Origin of the sequence: Mesorhizobium sp. C268A, from assembly GCF_040324475.1 — a bacterium.
Taxonomy (GTDB): Bacteria; Pseudomonadota; Alphaproteobacteria; order Rhizobiales; family Rhizobiaceae; genus Mesorhizobium.
This window is the reverse complement of sequence record NZ_JAMYVX010000001.1, coordinates 364,887-381,498: the sequence shown is the minus strand read 5'-3', so window position 1 is coordinate 381,498 and position 16,612 is coordinate 364,887. Positions and strand designations below refer to the sequence as shown.

The 16,612-nt window shown below is 60.6% G+C and carries 16 protein-coding genes; 8 read left to right on the top strand and 8 right to left on the bottom strand.

The window, feature by feature from the left end:
* Window positions 1-71 precede the first annotated feature (71 nt).
* The 3 genes from NKL06_RS01960 (at window position 72) to NKL06_RS01950 (ending at window position 1,807) form a co-directional block, all read left to right on the top strand.
* Window positions 72-203 (top strand): hypothetical protein, encoded by a 132-nt coding sequence (locus NKL06_RS01960; RefSeq protein WP_280939975.1) that lies wholly within the window; start codon window positions 72-74, stop codon window positions 201-203.
* Entirely contained in the window at window positions 184-1,041 is an 858-nt protein-coding gene (locus NKL06_RS01955; RefSeq protein ID WP_023693316.1) for an alpha/beta fold hydrolase, read from the top strand. Before NKL06_RS01960 ends, NKL06_RS01955 begins: the two co-directional genes overlap by 20 nt.
* A gap of 130 nt (window positions 1,042-1,171) precedes the next feature.
* Complete coding sequence (locus tag NKL06_RS01950; protein WP_023693317.1) at window positions 1,172-1,807, top strand: SGNH/GDSL hydrolase family protein; 636 nt, start codon at window positions 1,172-1,174, stop codon at window positions 1,805-1,807.
* 61 nt (window positions 1,808-1,868) lie between these two features.
* Here NKL06_RS01950 and NKL06_RS01945 read toward each other — a convergent pair whose 3' ends face one another.
* Window positions 1,869-2,882: an NADP-dependent oxidoreductase gene (locus NKL06_RS01945; RefSeq protein WP_023693318.1), complete on the bottom strand. Its 1,014-nt coding sequence runs from the start codon at window positions 2,880-2,882 to the stop codon at window positions 1,869-1,871.
* 92 nt (window positions 2,883-2,974) lie between these two features.
* Here NKL06_RS01945 and NKL06_RS01940 point away from each other — a divergent pair, with 92 nt between their 5' ends.
* The 5 genes from NKL06_RS01940 (at window position 2,975) to NKL06_RS01920 (ending at window position 7,983) form a co-directional block, all read left to right on the top strand.
* Window positions 2,975-3,907, top strand: coding sequence for a LysR family transcriptional regulator (locus NKL06_RS01940; RefSeq protein WP_023693319.1), 933 nt, complete (start codon window positions 2,975-2,977; stop codon window positions 3,905-3,907).
* 195 nt (window positions 3,908-4,102) lie between these two features.
* Window positions 4,103-4,507 (top strand): MAPEG family protein, encoded by a 405-nt coding sequence (locus tag NKL06_RS01935; RefSeq protein WP_023693320.1) that lies wholly within the window; start codon window positions 4,103-4,105, stop codon window positions 4,505-4,507.
* A gap of 647 nt (window positions 4,508-5,154) precedes the next feature.
* Entirely contained in the window at window positions 5,155-6,060 is a 906-nt protein-coding gene (locus tag NKL06_RS01930; RefSeq protein ID WP_023693321.1) for an SMP-30/gluconolactonase/LRE family protein, read from the top strand.
* A 68-nt stretch (window positions 6,061-6,128) separates the two neighbouring features.
* On the top strand, window positions 6,129-7,301 hold the full coding sequence (locus tag NKL06_RS01925; protein ID WP_032902123.1) for an alpha-hydroxy acid oxidase: 1,173 nt from the start codon (window positions 6,129-6,131) through the stop codon (window positions 7,299-7,301).
* Window positions 7,294-7,983 carry an RraA family protein gene (locus NKL06_RS01920; RefSeq protein WP_023689452.1) on the top strand — a complete coding sequence of 230 codons (690 nt, stop codon included), beginning with the start codon at window positions 7,294-7,296 and terminating at the stop codon, window positions 7,981-7,983. The genes NKL06_RS01925 and NKL06_RS01920 overlap by 8 nt, the downstream gene beginning before the upstream one ends.
* Before the next feature lie 13 nt (window positions 7,984-7,996).
* Here NKL06_RS01920 and NKL06_RS01915 read toward each other — a convergent pair whose 3' ends face one another.
* From NKL06_RS01915 to NKL06_RS01885, 7 genes are all read right to left on the bottom strand, one after another.
* A complete protein-coding gene (locus NKL06_RS01915; RefSeq protein WP_352580038.1) occupies window positions 7,997-8,764 on the bottom strand; it encodes a diguanylate cyclase in 768 nt (255 codons plus the stop codon).
* 249 nt (window positions 8,765-9,013) lie between these two features.
* The gene (locus tag NKL06_RS01910) at window positions 9,014-10,033 is read right to left on the bottom strand and encodes a chemotaxis response regulator protein-glutamate methylesterase (protein ID WP_023693323.1); all 1,020 of its coding nucleotides are present in this window, start codon (window positions 10,031-10,033) and stop codon (window positions 9,014-9,016) included.
* A 22-nt stretch (window positions 10,034-10,055) separates the two neighbouring features.
* Window positions 10,056-12,329: a hybrid sensor histidine kinase/response regulator gene (locus NKL06_RS01905; protein ID WP_023693324.1), complete on the bottom strand. Its 2,274-nt coding sequence runs from the start codon at window positions 12,327-12,329 to the stop codon at window positions 10,056-10,058.
* Window positions 12,326-13,030 carry a chemotaxis protein CheW gene (locus tag NKL06_RS01900; RefSeq protein ID WP_084567715.1) on the bottom strand — a complete coding sequence of 235 codons (705 nt, stop codon included), beginning with the start codon at window positions 13,028-13,030 and terminating at the stop codon, window positions 12,326-12,328. The genes NKL06_RS01905 and NKL06_RS01900 overlap by 4 nt, the downstream gene beginning before the upstream one ends.
* Complete coding sequence (locus tag NKL06_RS01895) at window positions 13,030-14,130, bottom strand: CheR family methyltransferase (protein ID WP_245267140.1); 1,101 nt, start codon at window positions 14,128-14,130, stop codon at window positions 13,030-13,032. Before NKL06_RS01895 ends, NKL06_RS01900 begins: the two co-directional genes overlap by 1 nt.
* Window positions 14,131-14,267: 137 nt before the next feature.
* Complete coding sequence (locus NKL06_RS01890; RefSeq protein ID WP_023669446.1) at window positions 14,268-14,735, bottom strand: chemotaxis protein CheW; 468 nt, start codon at window positions 14,733-14,735, stop codon at window positions 14,268-14,270.
* 23 nt (window positions 14,736-14,758) lie between these two features.
* Window positions 14,759-16,396 (bottom strand): methyl-accepting chemotaxis protein, encoded by a 1,638-nt coding sequence (locus tag NKL06_RS01885; protein ID WP_023693326.1) that lies wholly within the window; start codon window positions 16,394-16,396, stop codon window positions 14,759-14,761.
* Between the last annotated feature and the right edge of the window lie 216 nt (window positions 16,397-16,612).

The following is a 16,612-nucleotide window of genomic DNA, read 5'->3' as shown; positions in this document are numbered from 1 at the left end:
TGTCGGCTTGCCGTGACTTCAGCCTAAAAGCTGACAGTCCGCTCGCGGCCCCAACTTGTTCTTGGGTTGCTATGACCCATCTGGCGGAAGATGCAACGGCAGAGCTTTATCTTGTCGGGGTAGCGCGCGTTGATTTAAAAATATGTGCGCTGGATCGCTTTGGCGACAACCGCGTTGCCGGCGATGGTCTCACACGCGCCTGAACATCGGTTTGTCAACACCGGGAGCATTGGGCTTCACGTCGTCCCGGTTGGGCCTGCCGAAGGCAGGCCGGTCATGCTCCTGCACGGCTTTCCCGACTTCTGGATCGGCTGGAGACGGCAGATCGATGCGCTTGCTACCGCCGGATTCCGGGTCATCGTTCCCGACCAGAGGGGCTACAACACCAGTGACAAGCCGAAAGCCATCCGTGAATACACGCTCCCCAAGCTCGTCGGTGATGTCGTTGCCATCGCCGACGCGCTCGGCATCGGAAGGTTTCACCTCGTCGGTCATGACTGGGGCGGTATCGTCGCCTGGGCCGCAGGCGCAAAGCTGCCGCACCGCCTGGAAAGGCTCGTCATCCTGAACGCGCCCCATCCCGAGGTGCTGCTTGCCCATTCCTTGCGATCTCCGACCCAGTTCCTGCGGAGCAGCTATGCGGCCTTCTTCCAGTTCCCCTTGCTGCCGGAGGCTTTTTTGGGGGCGGGGCGCTCGGCTCTGCTGGCACGGGCGCTCATCAAATCCAGCCGAACAGATGCCTTCACGGCGGAGGAAATCGCAGAGTATCGGCAGGCCTTGGAGCGACCGGGGGCGCTGACAGGCATGCTCAACTGGTATCGGGCGCTGCGCTTCCGCCCAAGCCTGAAGGAGCGGATCACGACGCCGACCCTTGTACTGTGGGGGATGCAGGACCAAGCTCTGGAAAATGGCCTGGCCGAGCGCAGTCTGGCCTTTTGCAACGATCGGGGCCTGCAGACGTTCGAGAAGGCGACGCATTGGGTACAGCGCGAAGAGGCCAGCGCGGTGAATGCCGCGCTTCTGGCGTTCCTGGACGGCTGAGATGCCGTTCCGTTCTGCAGGTGGCCTGACTCGCCGTGATCTCCTGACCGTGCTCGCTGCCGCGGCCACAACCCACCACCTTACCTCCTCTGCTGATGCAGCATTGGCAGAGGCCTCAACGGAGCATCCGATGCCACACGTCGTCCTTCTCGGGGATTCGATCTTTGACAACGCTGCCTATGTGGCGCGCGGGCCCGACGTAGTGCGGCAGCTGCGGGAGCGCTTGCCGGAGGGGTGGCGTGCAACGCTAAACGCCGTCGACGGCGCCGTCACAAGCGGCGTCGAGCGGCAGCTTGAACGGCTCCCCCAGGATGCTAGCCATCTTGTCGTCAGCGTCGGTGGCAATGATGCTCTTCGTCATGCAGGCATTCTGGAGCAGGGGGCCCGTTCGGTGGCCGAGGTTCTGGACAGGATCAGCGATGTCCGGGAGGAATTCGAGCACGACTACTGTACGATGCTCGAGGGGGCGCTGGGCCAAAACCTACCCACCGCTGTCTGCACGATCTACGAGGCGCGCTTTCCCGACCCACAGCGTCGTAGACTTGCCGCAACTGCCCTGACGGTCCTCAACGACGTCATCACCCGGGCGGCGTTCTCGCGCGGTTTGCCGCTCGTCGACCTGCGCTTGGTATCGAATGAGGACACGGACTTCGCCAATCCTATCGAACCGTCAGTGCAAGGCGGCGCGAAGATCGCGGCAGCCATCGCGGCACTTGTAGTCGAGCACGATTTAGCCGGACGTCGGTCGGTGGTCTTCGTCGGCTGAACGGCGTAATCGCGCCCGATCGTCTGCACTCCCGATGGTCGGTCGGACTGAAAGCAACAATTCAGACGGCCAGCACGATCTTGCCTTGAATACTGCCGTCGGCGGCGCGCTCATGTGCGCGCGATGCCTCGGCCAGCGGGAATGTGCTGTCGATGACGACACGCACAAGGCCGTCGTCGAGCAGGCGGGCGGCTTTTGCCAACTGCGCGCCATTGGATCGAACCTGTGTGGATGAGACCGTGATCCCCAGCCTCTCTGTCTCTTCGTGACCAGCGAAGCCCAGTGGGTTGACCAGGAACAGCGCGCCGCCCGGCTTCAGAACATGGAAGAAGCGCTCCATGTCCGCGCCGCCCACCGCGTCGAGGACAAGGTCGACGTCTCGAACGACATCTTCCACCGCGGTTGTCTTGTAGTCGATGAATTGATCCACGCCGAGATCGCGCATCAGCGCCTCGTTCTTGGCCGATGTCACCGCGATGACGCGCGCGCCCCGCCATTTCGCCAACTGGACGGCCAGATGCCCGACACCGCCTCCGGCACCATTGATGAGCACCGTCTTGCCGTCGAGGGGCACCGGCTCATGCGGTAAGGGCTGGAACGGATTCGGCTCGTCGTGGCCAAGTTCGATCAAGAACTGCCATGCCGTCAGAAGCGACATCGGCGCACCAGCCGCATGAATATGGTCGATGCCGGCTGGTTTCAACGCAACATGCGATGCCGGCACACTGACATAATGCGCGTAGGCATTGCTACCCGTCATCAAGTTATCGGGGAAGCGAACCATTGCGTAGACCTCGTCACCGATGCTGAACTCAGCGACGTCAGCGCCAACCGCTTCAATGACGCCCGACACGTCCGTGCCGAGAATCAGTGGGAAGGACGCGTTGGGTCGCCATTCTGGCGGCAGTGCGCGATAGCCATCCCGCAGATACCAGTCGGGCGGATTAAGCCCGGCCGCCTGGACTCGGACAAGCACCTCGCCGGGCTTCACACCCGGCCTAGGCGCGTCTTCGTACACCAGCATCTCGGGACCACCGAATGCGTGCAGACGGACTGCCTTCATCTTATCGCTCATTGGTGAAATCTCCGCTCAACCATGTCATTGGAGCGAATCTAGCGGCATGACCGCCGGTTGATAATCGGTGCCGATGGCGGTTAAGTAATGCCATGGCGGAACATATCACTTTGGATCGGCTCACTGGCATCATCGCCTTCGCGCGTGCGGGATCGCTGGGCAGCTACACGGCAGCGGCGCGCGCGCTGTCGATTTCCCCGTCGGCAGTCAGCAAGAGCGTCCAGCGGCTCGAGCGGCATTTAGGAGTGTCGCTGTTTACCCGTACAACGCGCTCGCTCACCTTCACGCCCGAAGGGCGCGACCTGCATGAGCGCGCGCTGCGTCTGCTACGCGAGGCGGAGGAAATAGAGCAGGCGGCAATGACCGCGCGCTCCGAACCATCGGGCACGTTGCGCGTGGCCGCGTCGCTGCCGATCGGACTGCATCTGATCGCTCCGGCTTTACCGGCTTTCCGTCGGCTCCATCCGAACCTGATCGTCGATCTCAGGCTGGGTGACCAGATGGTGGACATGATCGAGGAAGGGATCGATGTCGCTATACGCATCGGTGATCTGGCTGACACCCGGCTACTATCACGCAAGCTCGCACCCCATCGGCTTTGCTGCTTCGCCTCGCCAGCCTATCTCGAAGAACGCGGCACACCGACCCATCCCGATCACCTGGAAGGGCACGACACCGTCAACCTTCGATATCAGAGCACAGGCCAGGCCTTTCGCTGGCCCTTCCGGATTGGCGACCGTGAAATCGAGATCGTGCCCAATTCCGGTGTGGTCGCCGATGCCAGCGATGCCGTGCTCATCATGCTGGCAGCCGGCGGTGGGATAGGCATAGGCGCCTCCTTCATGGCGGCTCCCTATGTGAAGCGCGGCGAACTGGTCCCAGTGCTGTCCACGTTCGCGGTCGAGCGAAACAATGTCACCGTGCTCTGGCCGGCAAGCCGACGCGCCAACCCCGCCGTGCGCGCCTTTCTGACCATGCTCGACGCCGCTTTCACTCTGCGAATGGCAGCTTCAAGCACCGACTGATCTGGCGCGGAAGGGTCGCTAAAGGGCGAAAGCGGTCAATCACTGCTGATTGGCTGAACGGCAGCTATTCCGGGCACAACGTCCAAAAGCTGCTATTCCGTTTCGGCCCCACTACAGGCCGCCCCTCCTCGTCGAATAGCATTAGACTAGTTGATCGGCTACAACGACCTAGAGTGCTAGCAACGGGGAGGGCACATGTCGGCGAGTGCTTACGCATTGACTGGCTTCATCTCGTGGGCGCTGGCCCTGCTGATCGTGATGGAAGTTATCCGGAGCTACCTGGTGATCTCTGGGCAAGTCCCGGCAAACGGCTTTACGCCAGATAACCGAGCCCTCTCCCCGTTTATGCGGAGGTTAGCCCGTGCCCACGCCAACTGCATTGAAGGGCTTCCAATCTTCGGAGGTCTGCTCGGAGTCGCGATCATCATTTCAAAGACAGATGTCACGGATCCCTTGGCCTCCACGATGTTAGGCGCACGTATAGTGCAGTCGGTGATCCACCTCGTCTCAACCAGCCAACTCGCGGTCAGTCTCAGGTTCACCGCGTTCGCTGTGCAAATGGTGATTGGTGCGTATTGGTGCTGGTTGCTGTTGATCTGAAGAGTGGCGGAGCCCCGACGCAAAAGTGGGCCACCTCGATTCCGGGAGCCTTGGCAAACCCACTCCGGATCGTGACCCGAAAGACTGTCCCTTTTGACAGGCGAGCGAACCGCAAAACTGGTAGTGGCAAAACCGCCGTTGAGGCATGATATTGCTGTTGGATTTTGGGGCTACTCCCCAGCTTCGGAGAAGGATCGGCGTTCAGAGAGCAATTTGCACGCCTGGGCGCTGCGGCGCTCCCCAGCTTTTGGCCACACGCACGCCCTGCAAACGCTCGGGCTCCAGAGCGCCTGGCAGCGGAGCAGAGAATTGTTGGACTTTGTGAGTGTTAGAGGGAGAGGAACTGAGATTCAACCTTCTCCACCTGCACTTGGTCCTTGCACGCTGGCCTCAGCAGCACCTAATCCTGCCACGCAACCTGGAGGAGCAAGCCAGTGCTACCGAGCTATGTAGACACCGATCGGCTCGCGCTGTAGCCATAGGCCTCCGCCTGTCGGGGTTCACCGGCGCCGGGGTGGGGGGCCGGCCTAGGGGGGCCCAGCAACGCGCACGTCAGCCTAGCTATCTTTGAGTCGCCGGGTCCGGGGACCGCCAGGCTGGATTATACCCGACAAATCTTGATAGGCTGCCGTTCTGGGGGTCGCACGATGAACGAGGTTGAAAAGCTGGCCGTCGAGGTTGTCGCGACCGGCCTTGGCTGGCCCGAGGGCCCGACGGTGCTGCCCGATGGCCGAATTGTCATCGTCGAAAGCTATCGCAGCCAGCTGACGGCCATAGATCGCGACGGAAGTGCTCGCCAGTTCGCGTATGTTGCCGGAGCGCCCAACGCCTGCGTTCTCGGATCGGATGACCTGCTCTATGTCTGCCAGAACGGCGGCACGACCGGACCTTGGCGGGCCGCGGACATGACGACGCCATCGATCCAGCGGGTTGCCGAAGGCGGAAAGCCGGAAATCCTGCTGAGCGAAGTCGCGGGCATTCGGCTCAATGGGCCAAACGATCTTGTATTTGCTGCTGACGGCCGGCTCATCTTCAGCGATCCCGGCACATACAACCCGGGGAATCCGGACCCAAGCTACATCTTTGCCGTCAACCCCGATGGCAGTGCTTACCTTGCTCTCGGTTTCGACAAGCCGACCTTCCCCAATGGTGTGGCGATCGAAGCCGACGGCTCGATCATTTGGGGGGAGTCCTATACGGGGCGCGTCAAGCGGCAGCGTCCGGATGGTTCCGTCGAAGACCTGGGCCGCTTGCCTGGGGCCAATCCGATCCCGGACGGGCTGAAGGTCGGAGCCGATGGCCGCCTTTATGTCACGGATATTGCCGCCAACGGCATTCACGTTCTGAAGCCCAACGGCACAGCGGAGGGTTTCTTCGTCTGCGGCAAGGCAACGACCAACTGCGTCTTCTCGGGCGAGATGCTTTGGGTGACAAATGCCGGCGTGCTGGCGACCGGCAGCGATCCCTCCTTTGAGGGAACACTCTCCTGCGTGCGTGTTCCGGGAGGCGGTGGACCGACGCATCATGGTCGCATCGGCGGAAAGCAACCGTGAGTAGCTCCTCGTCCGCCTCAAACACAGGCGATGACCCCGGCGCCGGCGGTGCGGCATCGTCTGCTTCGATGGCGGCGTTGAAGCGCCTGTACAGCGTGGCCGCGGTCCGCATCGCCGCGCGGCGGACTTTGCCACGCCCGGTGTTCGACTTCGCCGATGGCGGTGCCGAGGATGAGCGAACGCTGCGCCGGAACGAGCAAGCTTTCAACGAGGTTGCCATTCTGCCGCGACCGCTCAACGGTGCAACGACGCGAGACCTTTCCCTTGACCTCTTCGGCGCGAAACTTGCCGTCCCGCTGGGCATCGCGCCAACCGGCCTGGCTGGGCTGTTCTGGCCCGACGGCGAGCGCGCAGCCGCCCGAGCCGCAGCGGCCGCAGGGACATTCTACTGCGCCAGCCACGGATCGGTCTGCACGCTGGAGGACATAGCAGCCACGGGAAGTAGCCCACGGTGGATGCAGGTGTTCGTCTATACCGATCGCGGCTTCACCCGAGAAATGGTGGATCGGGCGCGTGCCTCAAGCTACGACGCGCTGGTGCTCACCATCGACAACCAGATGCTTGGCAACCGTGAACGCGACATCCGCAACGGTTTTGCCATCCCGCCGCGCTTCGGTGTGGCCGGAACCCTCGCGGCCGCCACCAAGGCGGCGTGGCTTCTTCGTATGCGCACCCGACTCCCGAAACTGACCTTCGGCAACTACGCGCGCCCCGGAGATACGGCGACGGTCGGTGCATTGGCGGGCCGGATGGCGGCAATGCTCGATCCCGGACTCTCCTGGGCCGATGTCGACTGGCTGCGCACTGTCTGGTCCGGACCGTTGTTGCTGAAAGGCGTCCTGCATCCCAGCGAAGCCGCCGAGGCTGTAGCCCGAGGAATCGACGGCATCATCGTATCCAATCATGGGGGACGTCAGCTTGACGGCGCCGCCGCATCCCTGGACGCGTTGACGGCAGTTGTCGCGGCTGTCGCCGGCCGCGTACCAGTGCTTATCGACGGCGGCATCAGGCGAGGCTCTGACGTCGTCAAGGCCCTGGCGCTCGGCGCCTCGTGCTGTCTGATCGGGCGGCCGCAGTTGTGGGGGCTCGCGGTCGCCGGCGAGGAGGGGGTACGCCACGTGCTCGAACTTTACCGCAAGGAAATCGACCGCGTCATGGGACTGATGGGCGCGCGGAGCCTGCGCGACCTCGGGCCGGACTGTATTTCGTTCGTTCAGGGAATGGGGCCGCTACATGATTGAAGACCCACCACTGCTCACCATCAAGCGCCGTTTCGAACGGCCCGCAGCAGAAATCATCAGTGCTTTTGCGGGCGTGCCGGTTAGCCAGGTCGTAGACGCGATGGGGGGACGCGGCGCCTTGCATTATGCGATCAAGCCACTGTCGCCAGCTACTGCGACGATGGTCGGCGTCGCCGTGACCTGTCACTGCGGTCCCGCCGACAACCTCGCCCTGTTTGGAGCACTGGATGCCGCAGCAAGTGGCGATGTCATCGTCGCGGCCACCGACAGCTTTGCCGGTACGGCGGTAACTGGCGATCTCGTGCTCGGCATGGCGCGCAACAAGGGGGTCGCCGGCTTCATCACTGACGGCCTCGTGCGCGACGTTGTCGGGATCGAGGCGGTCGGGTTGCCGGTTTACTGTGCCGGGATCATTGCGAACTCGCCTGCGCGCAATGGTCCAGGCACGGTCGGATTCCCGGTGGTGGTGGGAGGAGTGACTATCTCGCCGGGAGACATACTGGTCGGCGACCGCGACGGTCTCGCCGTGGTGCCTCGCCTGGAGGCTGAGACGGTGCTGGCCCGGCTCTCCGCCATCAGGGCGGCTGAGAAAACTCTTGATGGCCTGGTGCGGCAAGGTCTCGAGATGCCCGACTTCGCCAAGGTCGTCCTCAAATCGAACAGGGCGCGCTTCGTTGACTGAGATGTGAGCTTCTCTAGCTGCGGGACATATGAAGCGCTACACGATTTCGTCCTTCCGATTTGGCACGAAACAGAGCCAAATCGGCGGCATTGACGAAATCGTTTGGCGTCTCGTTCTCGGTGGGCACCGCTGTTGCGACGCCGACGCTGATGGTCACGCGATCCGGGCCGTGGGGTATGTTCAACTCTCGCACGCTCTGGACGAGCCGCTCGGCGATCGCACTGGATTGTTCCAGTATGGTGTCGACCAGCACGATGACGAACTCTTCGCCTCCGTACCGCGCAGCGAGATCGGTGGAGCGGCCCGAACCGCTCTGGATTACGCGGGCGATTTGCTTCAGCACATCGTCGCCGGCCATATGGCCATAGGTATCGTTGTATCGTTTGAAGTTATCGGCATCGATCATCAACAGCGACAGTGGGGACTGTGCGCGAAAAGCGCGTTTCCATTCAGCCGCCAGATATTCGTCAAAATAGCGCCTGTTACCGAGACCTGTCAGGCCATCGATCCGCGTCAGACGTTCAAGCTCTAGATTTGCACTGATCAGCTGTCGCTGGCTTTCCCTCAGCGCTCGGTGTGCCGAGTCTCGCTGGACGTGATCCAGATAGGCCCGCGTGTGATATCGAATGCGTGCAATCAACTCGATACGATCCGGCAGTTTGACGAGATAGTCGTTCGCGCCCGCAGCGAAGGCTTCGCCCTTGGTGGCTGGATCTTCCTTGCTCGACAGCACAATGACTGGAACCGCGCGTGTCGACGCATGCTTCCTGTATTCTCGCACCAGATGTAGCCCATCCACCCGGGCATGACGAGATCCTGCAGGATGACGGTTGGCTTTACCTCATCCGCGACCGTCATCGCTCTCAACGGGTCGGTGCAGAAGTGCAAGGAAATATCGGGCTCGTTGGCTAGGGCGCGCCTGACCGCCTCGCAAACCATGATCTGATCATCGATGAGCAGAACCATGGATGAATAGTTATCTGCGAGTGGCGGGACCAACTCTGGTTCTTGCGTCATCGGAAGGGGCCTTTCACGTGGAGCGCTCGCAGGCTTCGATTATACGTGAGCCGATCGCACCCAAAGGAAGAATATCAACAGCCGCGCCGATGTCGGCGGCGGCCTTCGGCATGCCATAGACGGCACTGGTTGCTCTATCCTGCGCGATTGTGAGATGTCCCTTGTCACGGAGCTGTCTCAGCCCGCGCGCACCATCCCTGCCCATGCCTGTGAGCAGAACACCAATCACCGAGCCAGGCCACCATTGCGCCGCACTTTCGAAGAACACATCTACCGACGGCCGATAAACATTGTCCTTGGGGCTGGGCGTATAGCCAAGTTGCTGAGCTGACTTGAAAACCAGATGATCCGCAGAACTGGCAACGAGAACGGTGCCCGCTTGAGGACTATCCCTTTCCCCCGCCGGACGGATCGGGAGACGCGTATGCTGCCCTAGCCAATCAACAAGGCCTGGAACGAACTGAGCATCGAGATGCTGGACGAGCACAATCGCGCCGCCAAAATCAACGGGAAACGCGCTCAGGACTGCGGCAACGGCAGCCGGCCCGCCCGCAGAGGCGCCGATTGCTATCAGGCGTCGAGTTGACGGCTCAGCCGCACGTGACATCCGCCTTTTTGCCTGGGTAGGCGCATCACCGATCAACTTGCCTATCGTTCGTATCTTGTTCGTCAAAAGCCGGGCGGATTGCGAGGACGCGTTGCCTTCGATGCCCACCGACGGAATATCGACTGCGTCAAGCGCGCCATGACCCATTGCTTCGTAGACGCCGGCGAGGTTGGCTTCGATACTGGCGGTCACCAGCAAGATTGAGCACGGGGTTTCCGCCATGATTCTGCGCGTCGCTTCCACGCCGTCCATCTCTGGCATCGCTAGATCCATGAGTATCAGATCCGGCAGATCACGTCTGCAGACCTCGACCGCCTCACGCCCATTGGTCGCGATCCACGCGACCTGATGTTCGCCGGTCGACAGGACCAGTCGACGCAGAAGTTCAACCGCCATCGGCATGTCGTTGACTACGCCGATTCTCATTCGCTGGCTTCCAATCTCGATCTCATCCAGCCGCCTCGCCAATCATGTCCACGACGGCATGGATCAGCGCCTCGTCCTGAAAACTACTCTTGGTCAGATAATAGTCCGCACCTGCGTCGAGCCCGCGCGCGCGATCTTCTTCCCGATCCTTGTATGAAACGATCATAATGGGTGTGTTCTTGAGATCAGCGTCCTTTCTGATCAAACTCACCAGCTCGATGCCATCCATGCGAGGCATGTCGATGTCGGTGACGACGAGATCGAAAGGACCAGACCGGACGGCATTCCACCCGTCCATGCCGTCTACCGCCACTTCGACCTCATAACCGTAATTGCCGAGCATCTTGCGCTGGAGTTCGCGAACCGTCAGTGAATCGTCAATTACGAGCACGCGCTTGCGCCTGCTCGCTTCGGGACCGCCCGCGGCGCGCCGAAGAGCTCGAAATCCGCTGGACGATGCAAGCTTTTCCACCGATCGGATCAGATCGTCGACGTCGAAGATCAGAACAGGCGAACCGTCTTCCATCAGGGCCGCTGCGCTGATGTCCTTGATCTTGGCAAACCGTGGATCGAGAGGTCTGATCACTAACTCGCGTTCCCCGAGAAAACGGTCAACGATCAGGCCGTACGAATCGCCCCGACCCGCATCCACGACGACGACCGATAGTTCGTTCGGTTCCGATCCGGGCTCACCTCGATCGAGCACCTCGCGAGCGGTGACCAGCCCGATCTGTCGATCGTTCAATCGAAAATGCGGCCGGCCCTGCAGGACGTTGATCTCCGTCCGCTGCAGTTTCAAAGTCTTGGAAATGGCAGCGAGTGGAAAAGCATAGGGCTCTCCATCGACATCGACGAGCAGCGTGCGCAGGACCGACAGTGTCAGCGGCAATTGCAGTTGAAATCGGGTTCCGTGGCCAAATTCTGAGGAGACGCTTGCGACTCCCCGGACTTCCTTCGTCATGGCTTGCACTGCATCGAGCCCCACACCGCGACCTGAGACGTCGGTAAGGCCCGCTTTCATGGAAAAGCCTGGCAGAAACAGAAACGCGAGCAATTCGCTTTCGCTGAGTGTTTCAGCACTTTCCCTGGTTGCAAGTTGCCGGGCGACGACGGTCTCGCGCAGCTTCGAGAGCTCTATCCCCCTGCCGTCGTCCACCACGGCTATCTGCAGCAGCCCGGCATTGTGCCTCGCTTCGAGCCTGATGAGCCCCTCTTCGGGTTTGCCCATCGCGAGGCGCTCCTCAGGCGGTTCAAGCCCATGGTCTACAGCGTTGCGCAGAAGGTGCCCCAAAGGGGCATCGAGCTGCTCGAGGATATCGCGGTCGATGCCGGTCGAGCCGCCTACGATCTCCAGTCGCACCCGCTTGCCAAGGGTACGACCGAGGTCGCGGATCATTCTCGCATAGTGTCGCACGCCGTCCTCAAAGGGCCGCATCCGGCTCGCCAACGTTTCGTCGTACAATCTGTTGGCAAGATCGGTCGCTTTCCGATCCACTGAATCCAACTCATCGAAACGCTGCGCCAGGAACGCTTGGCTCAACCGAAGCTTTCGCTGCGCTTCAGCCAGCGCCTCCACCACCGCCGCATCGTTTGAAACCGGCGGCAGCACTGCATGAAGATTGTCGAACGCACTTGCGAGGTCCGATTGAAGTCGCTTCAGCCGTAGCAGCCCGTCAGCGAATGGCCTGAGCCGCCGAGCTTCCATCAGCGACTCGCCAGCCAGCCCGAGCAATCGGTTCAGGCTGTCTGCCGTCACCCGAACCATTCTATCAGAGCCGATGCTGCCGTGGGCTTGCGGTACCGCCCCAACGAGGAGGTTCGCTGAAGAGGTCGTCGCCAGTTGCTCCTGGGCATGATCTGGAGTTGCGAAATCAGCTGCAGAATCTTGGGGCCCGGGCTTTGCCTGGGGGAGGGACAACCCCTCGAACTTCGCGAGAAAGGTTTCGACTTCTGAGTTGGCGCTCTCGCTCGATGATCCCGATGCGATCAATTTCAAAAGGTCAGAACCTTGCAGAAGCGCATCTATATGCTCCCGTCGCACCCTCAGATGCCCGCGTTGCGCTGCGACCAGGCAGTCTTCCATCGCATTTGCAACTTTGACTGCGGGCATCAGGTCGATGATGCGGGCAGCTCCTTTCAGAGAATGCGCGGCACGCATGCATGCTTCCAGAGCGTCGGCGGCGATAGGATCGCGTTCGAGTGCCAGAAGTCCAGAGGTTAGAGCCCGTGACTGCGTCTCCAGTTCGGCCTGGAAGAGGCTGAGCATCGAAACCTGGCTGAAGTCTTCATCTGTCATGCGATGCTCCGATCCAGCATCGTGAGCAGTTGTCGTGGATCGAGACAGCCAACAGCTCGTCCTTGCCATGGCAGCACGGCAACCGTAGCGGCCGACAGTGCCTTGCCAATCGTGGCCGGAACAGCGAGAGTGTCGCGTTCCTGGTACCGATGTAAGCCGTGGATCTCATCAACCATAAAAGCAACCCGCTTGTCGCGCTCGCCTACCACGACAAGGCGGCGAAATACCTTGGTTCGTGTGCCTTGTTCCCCTTCCTTGCGCTCGTCTATCCCGAGCAATTCGGCCAGGGACAGGCAAATGAGCAATTCACCACGGACATTCGCAATGCCGAGCAGTGCACTGTTCCTGCGATGTGGAAGTGAATGAACGCGACGAGATTCAGCCACTTCATGAAAAATACCGACCGGAAGTGCCAGCCATTCCTCCCCCAAACGGAAGAGAACGGCCGTCTGCAGCGCGTCGCTGTCTGCCGAATCGATCCCTGCACGACCAGCGTTGTCAGGCCATTCGTCGCGAGATGCCGAGGGAGCTGCACGGTCGAGGAGGCGTCGTGCGACCTTCTTGTAGGTCGGGCAATTGCGGCAGTGGAGATGCTGCTCTAGTAGCGGACATGACTTGTCACCCCGTACGCCTATTTGCCGCCAGCAGTCGTTGATTTCGATCTCCTCCACCGGCTGAGCGATCCTTGTCGAAGCCGCCATCAACTGCCGCTCCTTTTCTGGACCCGACCCAGCCGGCCGGCCAGCGCCTCGGCGCCGTTATGGTCGCCTTGCTTGCTAAGCAGCAAGGCCAGATGGACAAGAGCTTCTCGATGATTTGGCGCGAGATAGAGCGCCTTGCGATAACTTTGCGCGGCTTCGGGTGCAGAACCATCCGCATCCTGGACGAGGCCCAGCAGGTAGAAGATTTCTGCGGAAGGACCGAACTCCCTGAGATGCGCCAGGGCGACCTCCTGTGCCTCCTTTACGCGTCCTGCATTGGCGATCCGTTCAACCGCGATGAGGCTTTCCGAGGCGCGTGCAAGCGGCTTGGCCGGAGCCTGCCCGCGGCCTTCATTGCCAATTGTCGGTCGGAACGGACGAAGAGGCTCGCTCTTGTTGACCTTAGGGCTTGGCGTCCGCACCGGGACGGCGGCCGAAACCTTCGGCGCCGTGGTCTTGACGGGCTCCGATTTCAGAAAGGCGAAGGCCAATGGCCATTCAGCGGAAAGAAAGCCATGCACCCTTGGAAGAGCTGCTTCCGCCGGACCGACCAGAAGAAGTCCATCTTTGGCCAGCAGGTCCTTCAGGCAGATCAATGCGCGATCCTGCAGCTCTCGATTGAAATAGATCAGCAAATTGCGGCAAAGCAGGATGTCATAGACCTCTTGCCCGAAAGGCGCGTGAGAACCGAACAAGTTTCCTACCATGAACCGAACCTGTTTCAGCACCCCAGCAACAGGCCGCAACCCGCCCTCGGCCGCTTCGAAATAGCGATCCTTGAATTCGAGATGGCTGCCGCGAAACGAATTGCGGCCATAGATGGCGCGTTCAGCCGTCGCGATATTGCGGCTGCTGACGTCCACGCCATCGATCTTGAACTCACGCGCCTCAAAGCCGGCATCGAACATGGCCATGGCGACCGAGTAAGCCTCTTCGCCGGTTGAACATGGCAGGCTCAGGATTCTTATCGGCTGAGCAGGCTTGTGCGCGCGCGCATGCCGCGCCAGCATCGTGAACGCTTCTCGGTCGCGAAAGAACCAGGTCTCTGGGATCACCACCGCATTGATCAGCTCCTGCAGCTCCTGCGAGGAACCGGCCAAGTGTTCCCTATAGGCCTGAGGGTTGGTTATCCGGCATGCTTCCATCCGTTCTCTGACCGCCTGACGAACCACTGTCGGACCAACGCTGGCACTGTCTAGTCCAATGGTTTCCGTCAGGAGCTTTTCTATTGCTCCGGTCATTGATCACCTATTGCCGCCTGGCGGAGCAAAGCGGTTCGAATCTCTTCCGAAAGCAGCGCTTCCACTTTGACCCACTGAATGATCTCCGAACCATCGGAAGCCACCGGCCCAAGATAGGGCGGGGTTCCTGGTTCCAGTCCGAACGGCGCGAAATCGGCCGGGTCTCGCTCGATCGTATCCGTCACCCGTTCCGCGATCAGCCCCAGCAGGCGTCGCTCGCCATCATCCGCCGGATAGCGCGTCACAACGATCCGGGTGCTCAACAGGCGCTCCGATGGTCGGCCAAGCGCAAGAAGGGTGACATCGATCAGGGGGATGGGTATTCCGTTATAGCTGACCAAACCCACCACACCAGTTGGCGCACCCGGAAGAACTTTCACGTCGATATAGGGCAGCACCTCTTCAATTTTGTGGACATCGATCAAGTAGCGATCCGGACCCATGCTGAAGGCGAGGAATAGCATTGTCACCTCCTACTGCCGGCTCGCTATGCTCGTAGCTTGAACCTCGATATGCTACTTCGCATGCCGCCTGAGACTTGATTGAGCTCGTCGATCGCGAGCGTCGATTGCTGAAGGGACTCGACTGTTTGCTGAGCTGCCTCGCTTAGCTGGGTTAGCGTGTCGCTGATCTGCCCCGCGCCGGTCGCCTGTGCTTGCATGCCTTCATTGGCGACTTCGAAACGTGGCACCAGCCCCTGAACCTGCTGAATGATCTCGAAGAGTTGCCCGCCGACCTGCTGGATGTCCTGCATACCCCGACGGACCTGCTCGGAAAACTTGTCCATGCCCATCACCCCGGCCGCGACTGCCGACTGGATGTCCTTGACCATTTGCTCGATATCGTAGGTGGAGACAGCTGTCTGGTCCGCGAGCCTTCGGATTTCCGTCGCCACCACTGCAAAACCCCGGCCATATTGGCCTGCCTTCTCCGCCTCAATGGAAGCGTTGAGCGACAACAGGTTCGTCTGATCGGCCACTTTGGTGATGGTCGTCACCACCTGATTGATGCTGCCGGCTTTCTCGCTCAGGATCGCCAGTTTGGAATTGATCGCGCCAGCCGCTTCCATGACCTGCTGCATGGTTTCTTCCATACGGGTCAGCCCCGCTTGCCCCCCGCCAGCCACGGCAGCGGTTTGTTCGGCAACTATGGAGACCTCGTTCATCGTGCGGACCAGTTCGTTTGATGTGGCGGAGATTTCCTTGGCTGTCGCTCGGATTTCTGTTGTGGTCGCTGCGATTTCAGTCGCAGTTGCCTGCTGTTGCTTGGAGGTGGCGGCGATCTCAGTTATCGACGTGCCGACCTGTATGCTGGACCTTTGAACCTGACCAATGAGGGTTGTGAGATCGTCCGCCATTGCGTTGAAGCCGTCGGCAAGCACGCTGAATTCGTCTCGGCGCCTCAGATCGAGCCGTTCGCTGAAGTCGCCTTGCCGCATCAATTGAACCGCGTCGACCAAACGGGTGAGCGGACCTGTAATGGCGCGAAACAGCTGGTAACCCAAAAGAAGGGCTAGCCCGAGGGCTATCAACAAGCCAACGCTCAAACCGACTTCGGCCGTTCTGACGATCGAGCTGATCCGCTGCGTCGCGCTGTTTGCCTCGCCTCTGTGATCCTCAACCATGGCCTGCAGAGCGGACTGCAATTTTACAAAGATCGGCTCTACTTCGTTCTTGATAGCTGGGCTTTCATTGGGAGTTTCACCTTTCGACAAGGCAGCCCGGCTTGTTTCCAGCACAGCAGTTTCAGCCAGACGGAATTGGTTGGCGAGTTGTTTGACGGCTGCATAATTCTGCTTGTCGATATCGGAGACGATCGTTGCCTCATAGTCGTCCATCGACCGCTGCACCTGGTTGCGATTGGTCGTGATCGCGTTTGCAACCGTGCTTCTGTCTGCCGGGTTGTCCTGAAGGGCATATTCCTGAAGCAGACTATGGGCCGCCATCTGGCCCGTCATGATCTCGGTACTGTGATAAAGGTCCGGAAGGATGCCCTTCTCGACCTCAGTCGCCTCCTCCCCCGCCTGAAGAAACCAGGCGTACGCGATGAGGGCTATCACGGACATGACCACCAGAACGGCTGCGAAACTGACGAGGATGCGGTGGCGTATTGTCAGACTCTTCATGGAACCGGTTCACCAATGGGGGGCATCGTGGGCTGCGCGACAAGCGCTCGTTCCGACATATTCGAAAAGGTGCGTCGAAAAGCGGTAGTCTGATGCTGAATGGTTTCTTTTCCGTTCCATAGCTAATGATGGCGAGGCGGCTCGCCAATCGGCGCCGCCAGAAGCGGTGGTCAAAGGACGACTGCCGTCCACGCACATCAGCCCGAGATCGGCTGG

What these genes read in the sequence shown, in the direction of transcription:
- NKL06_RS01960 (WP_280939975.1), top strand. Translation starts at nt 72, where the DNA reads ATGACCCATCTGGCGGAAGATGCAACGGCAGAGCTTTATCTTGTCGGG.
- NKL06_RS01955 (WP_023693316.1), top strand. Translation starts at nt 184, where the DNA reads ATGGTCTCACACGCGCCTGAACATCGGTTTGTCAACACCGGGAGCATT.
- NKL06_RS01950 (WP_023693317.1), top strand. Translation starts at nt 1,172, where the DNA reads ATGCCACACGTCGTCCTTCTCGGGGATTCGATCTTTGACAACGCTGCC.
- NKL06_RS01945 (WP_023693318.1), bottom strand. Translation starts at nt 2,882, where the DNA reads ATGAGCGATAAGATGAAGGCAGTCCGTCTGCACGCATTCGGTGGTCCC.
- NKL06_RS01940 (WP_023693319.1), top strand. Translation starts at nt 2,975, where the DNA reads ATGGCGGAACATATCACTTTGGATCGGCTCACTGGCATCATCGCCTTC.
- NKL06_RS01935 (WP_023693320.1), top strand. Translation starts at nt 4,103, where the DNA reads ATGTCGGCGAGTGCTTACGCATTGACTGGCTTCATCTCGTGGGCGCTG.
- NKL06_RS01930 (WP_023693321.1), top strand. Translation starts at nt 5,155, where the DNA reads ATGAACGAGGTTGAAAAGCTGGCCGTCGAGGTTGTCGCGACCGGCCTT.
- NKL06_RS01925 (WP_032902123.1), top strand. Translation starts at nt 6,129, where the DNA reads ATGGCGGCGTTGAAGCGCCTGTACAGCGTGGCCGCGGTCCGCATCGCC.
- NKL06_RS01920 (WP_023689452.1), top strand. Translation starts at nt 7,294, where the DNA reads ATGATTGAAGACCCACCACTGCTCACCATCAAGCGCCGTTTCGAACGG.
- NKL06_RS01910 (WP_023693323.1), bottom strand. Translation starts at nt 10,033, where the DNA reads ATGAGAATCGGCGTAGTCAACGACATGCCGATGGCGGTTGAACTTCTG.
- NKL06_RS01905 (WP_023693324.1), bottom strand. Translation starts at nt 12,329, where the DNA reads ATGACAGATGAAGACTTCAGCCAGGTTTCGATGCTCAGCCTCTTCCAG.
- NKL06_RS01900 (WP_084567715.1), bottom strand. Translation starts at nt 13,030, where the DNA reads ATGGCGGCTTCGACAAGGATCGCTCAGCCGGTGGAGGAGATCGAAATC.
- NKL06_RS01890 (WP_023669446.1), bottom strand. Translation starts at nt 14,735, where the DNA reads ATGCTATTCCTCGCCTTCAGCATGGGTCCGGATCGCTACTTGATCGAT.
- NKL06_RS01885 (WP_023693326.1), bottom strand. Translation starts at nt 16,396, where the DNA reads ATGAAGAGTCTGACAATACGCCACCGCATCCTCGTCAGTTTCGCAGCC.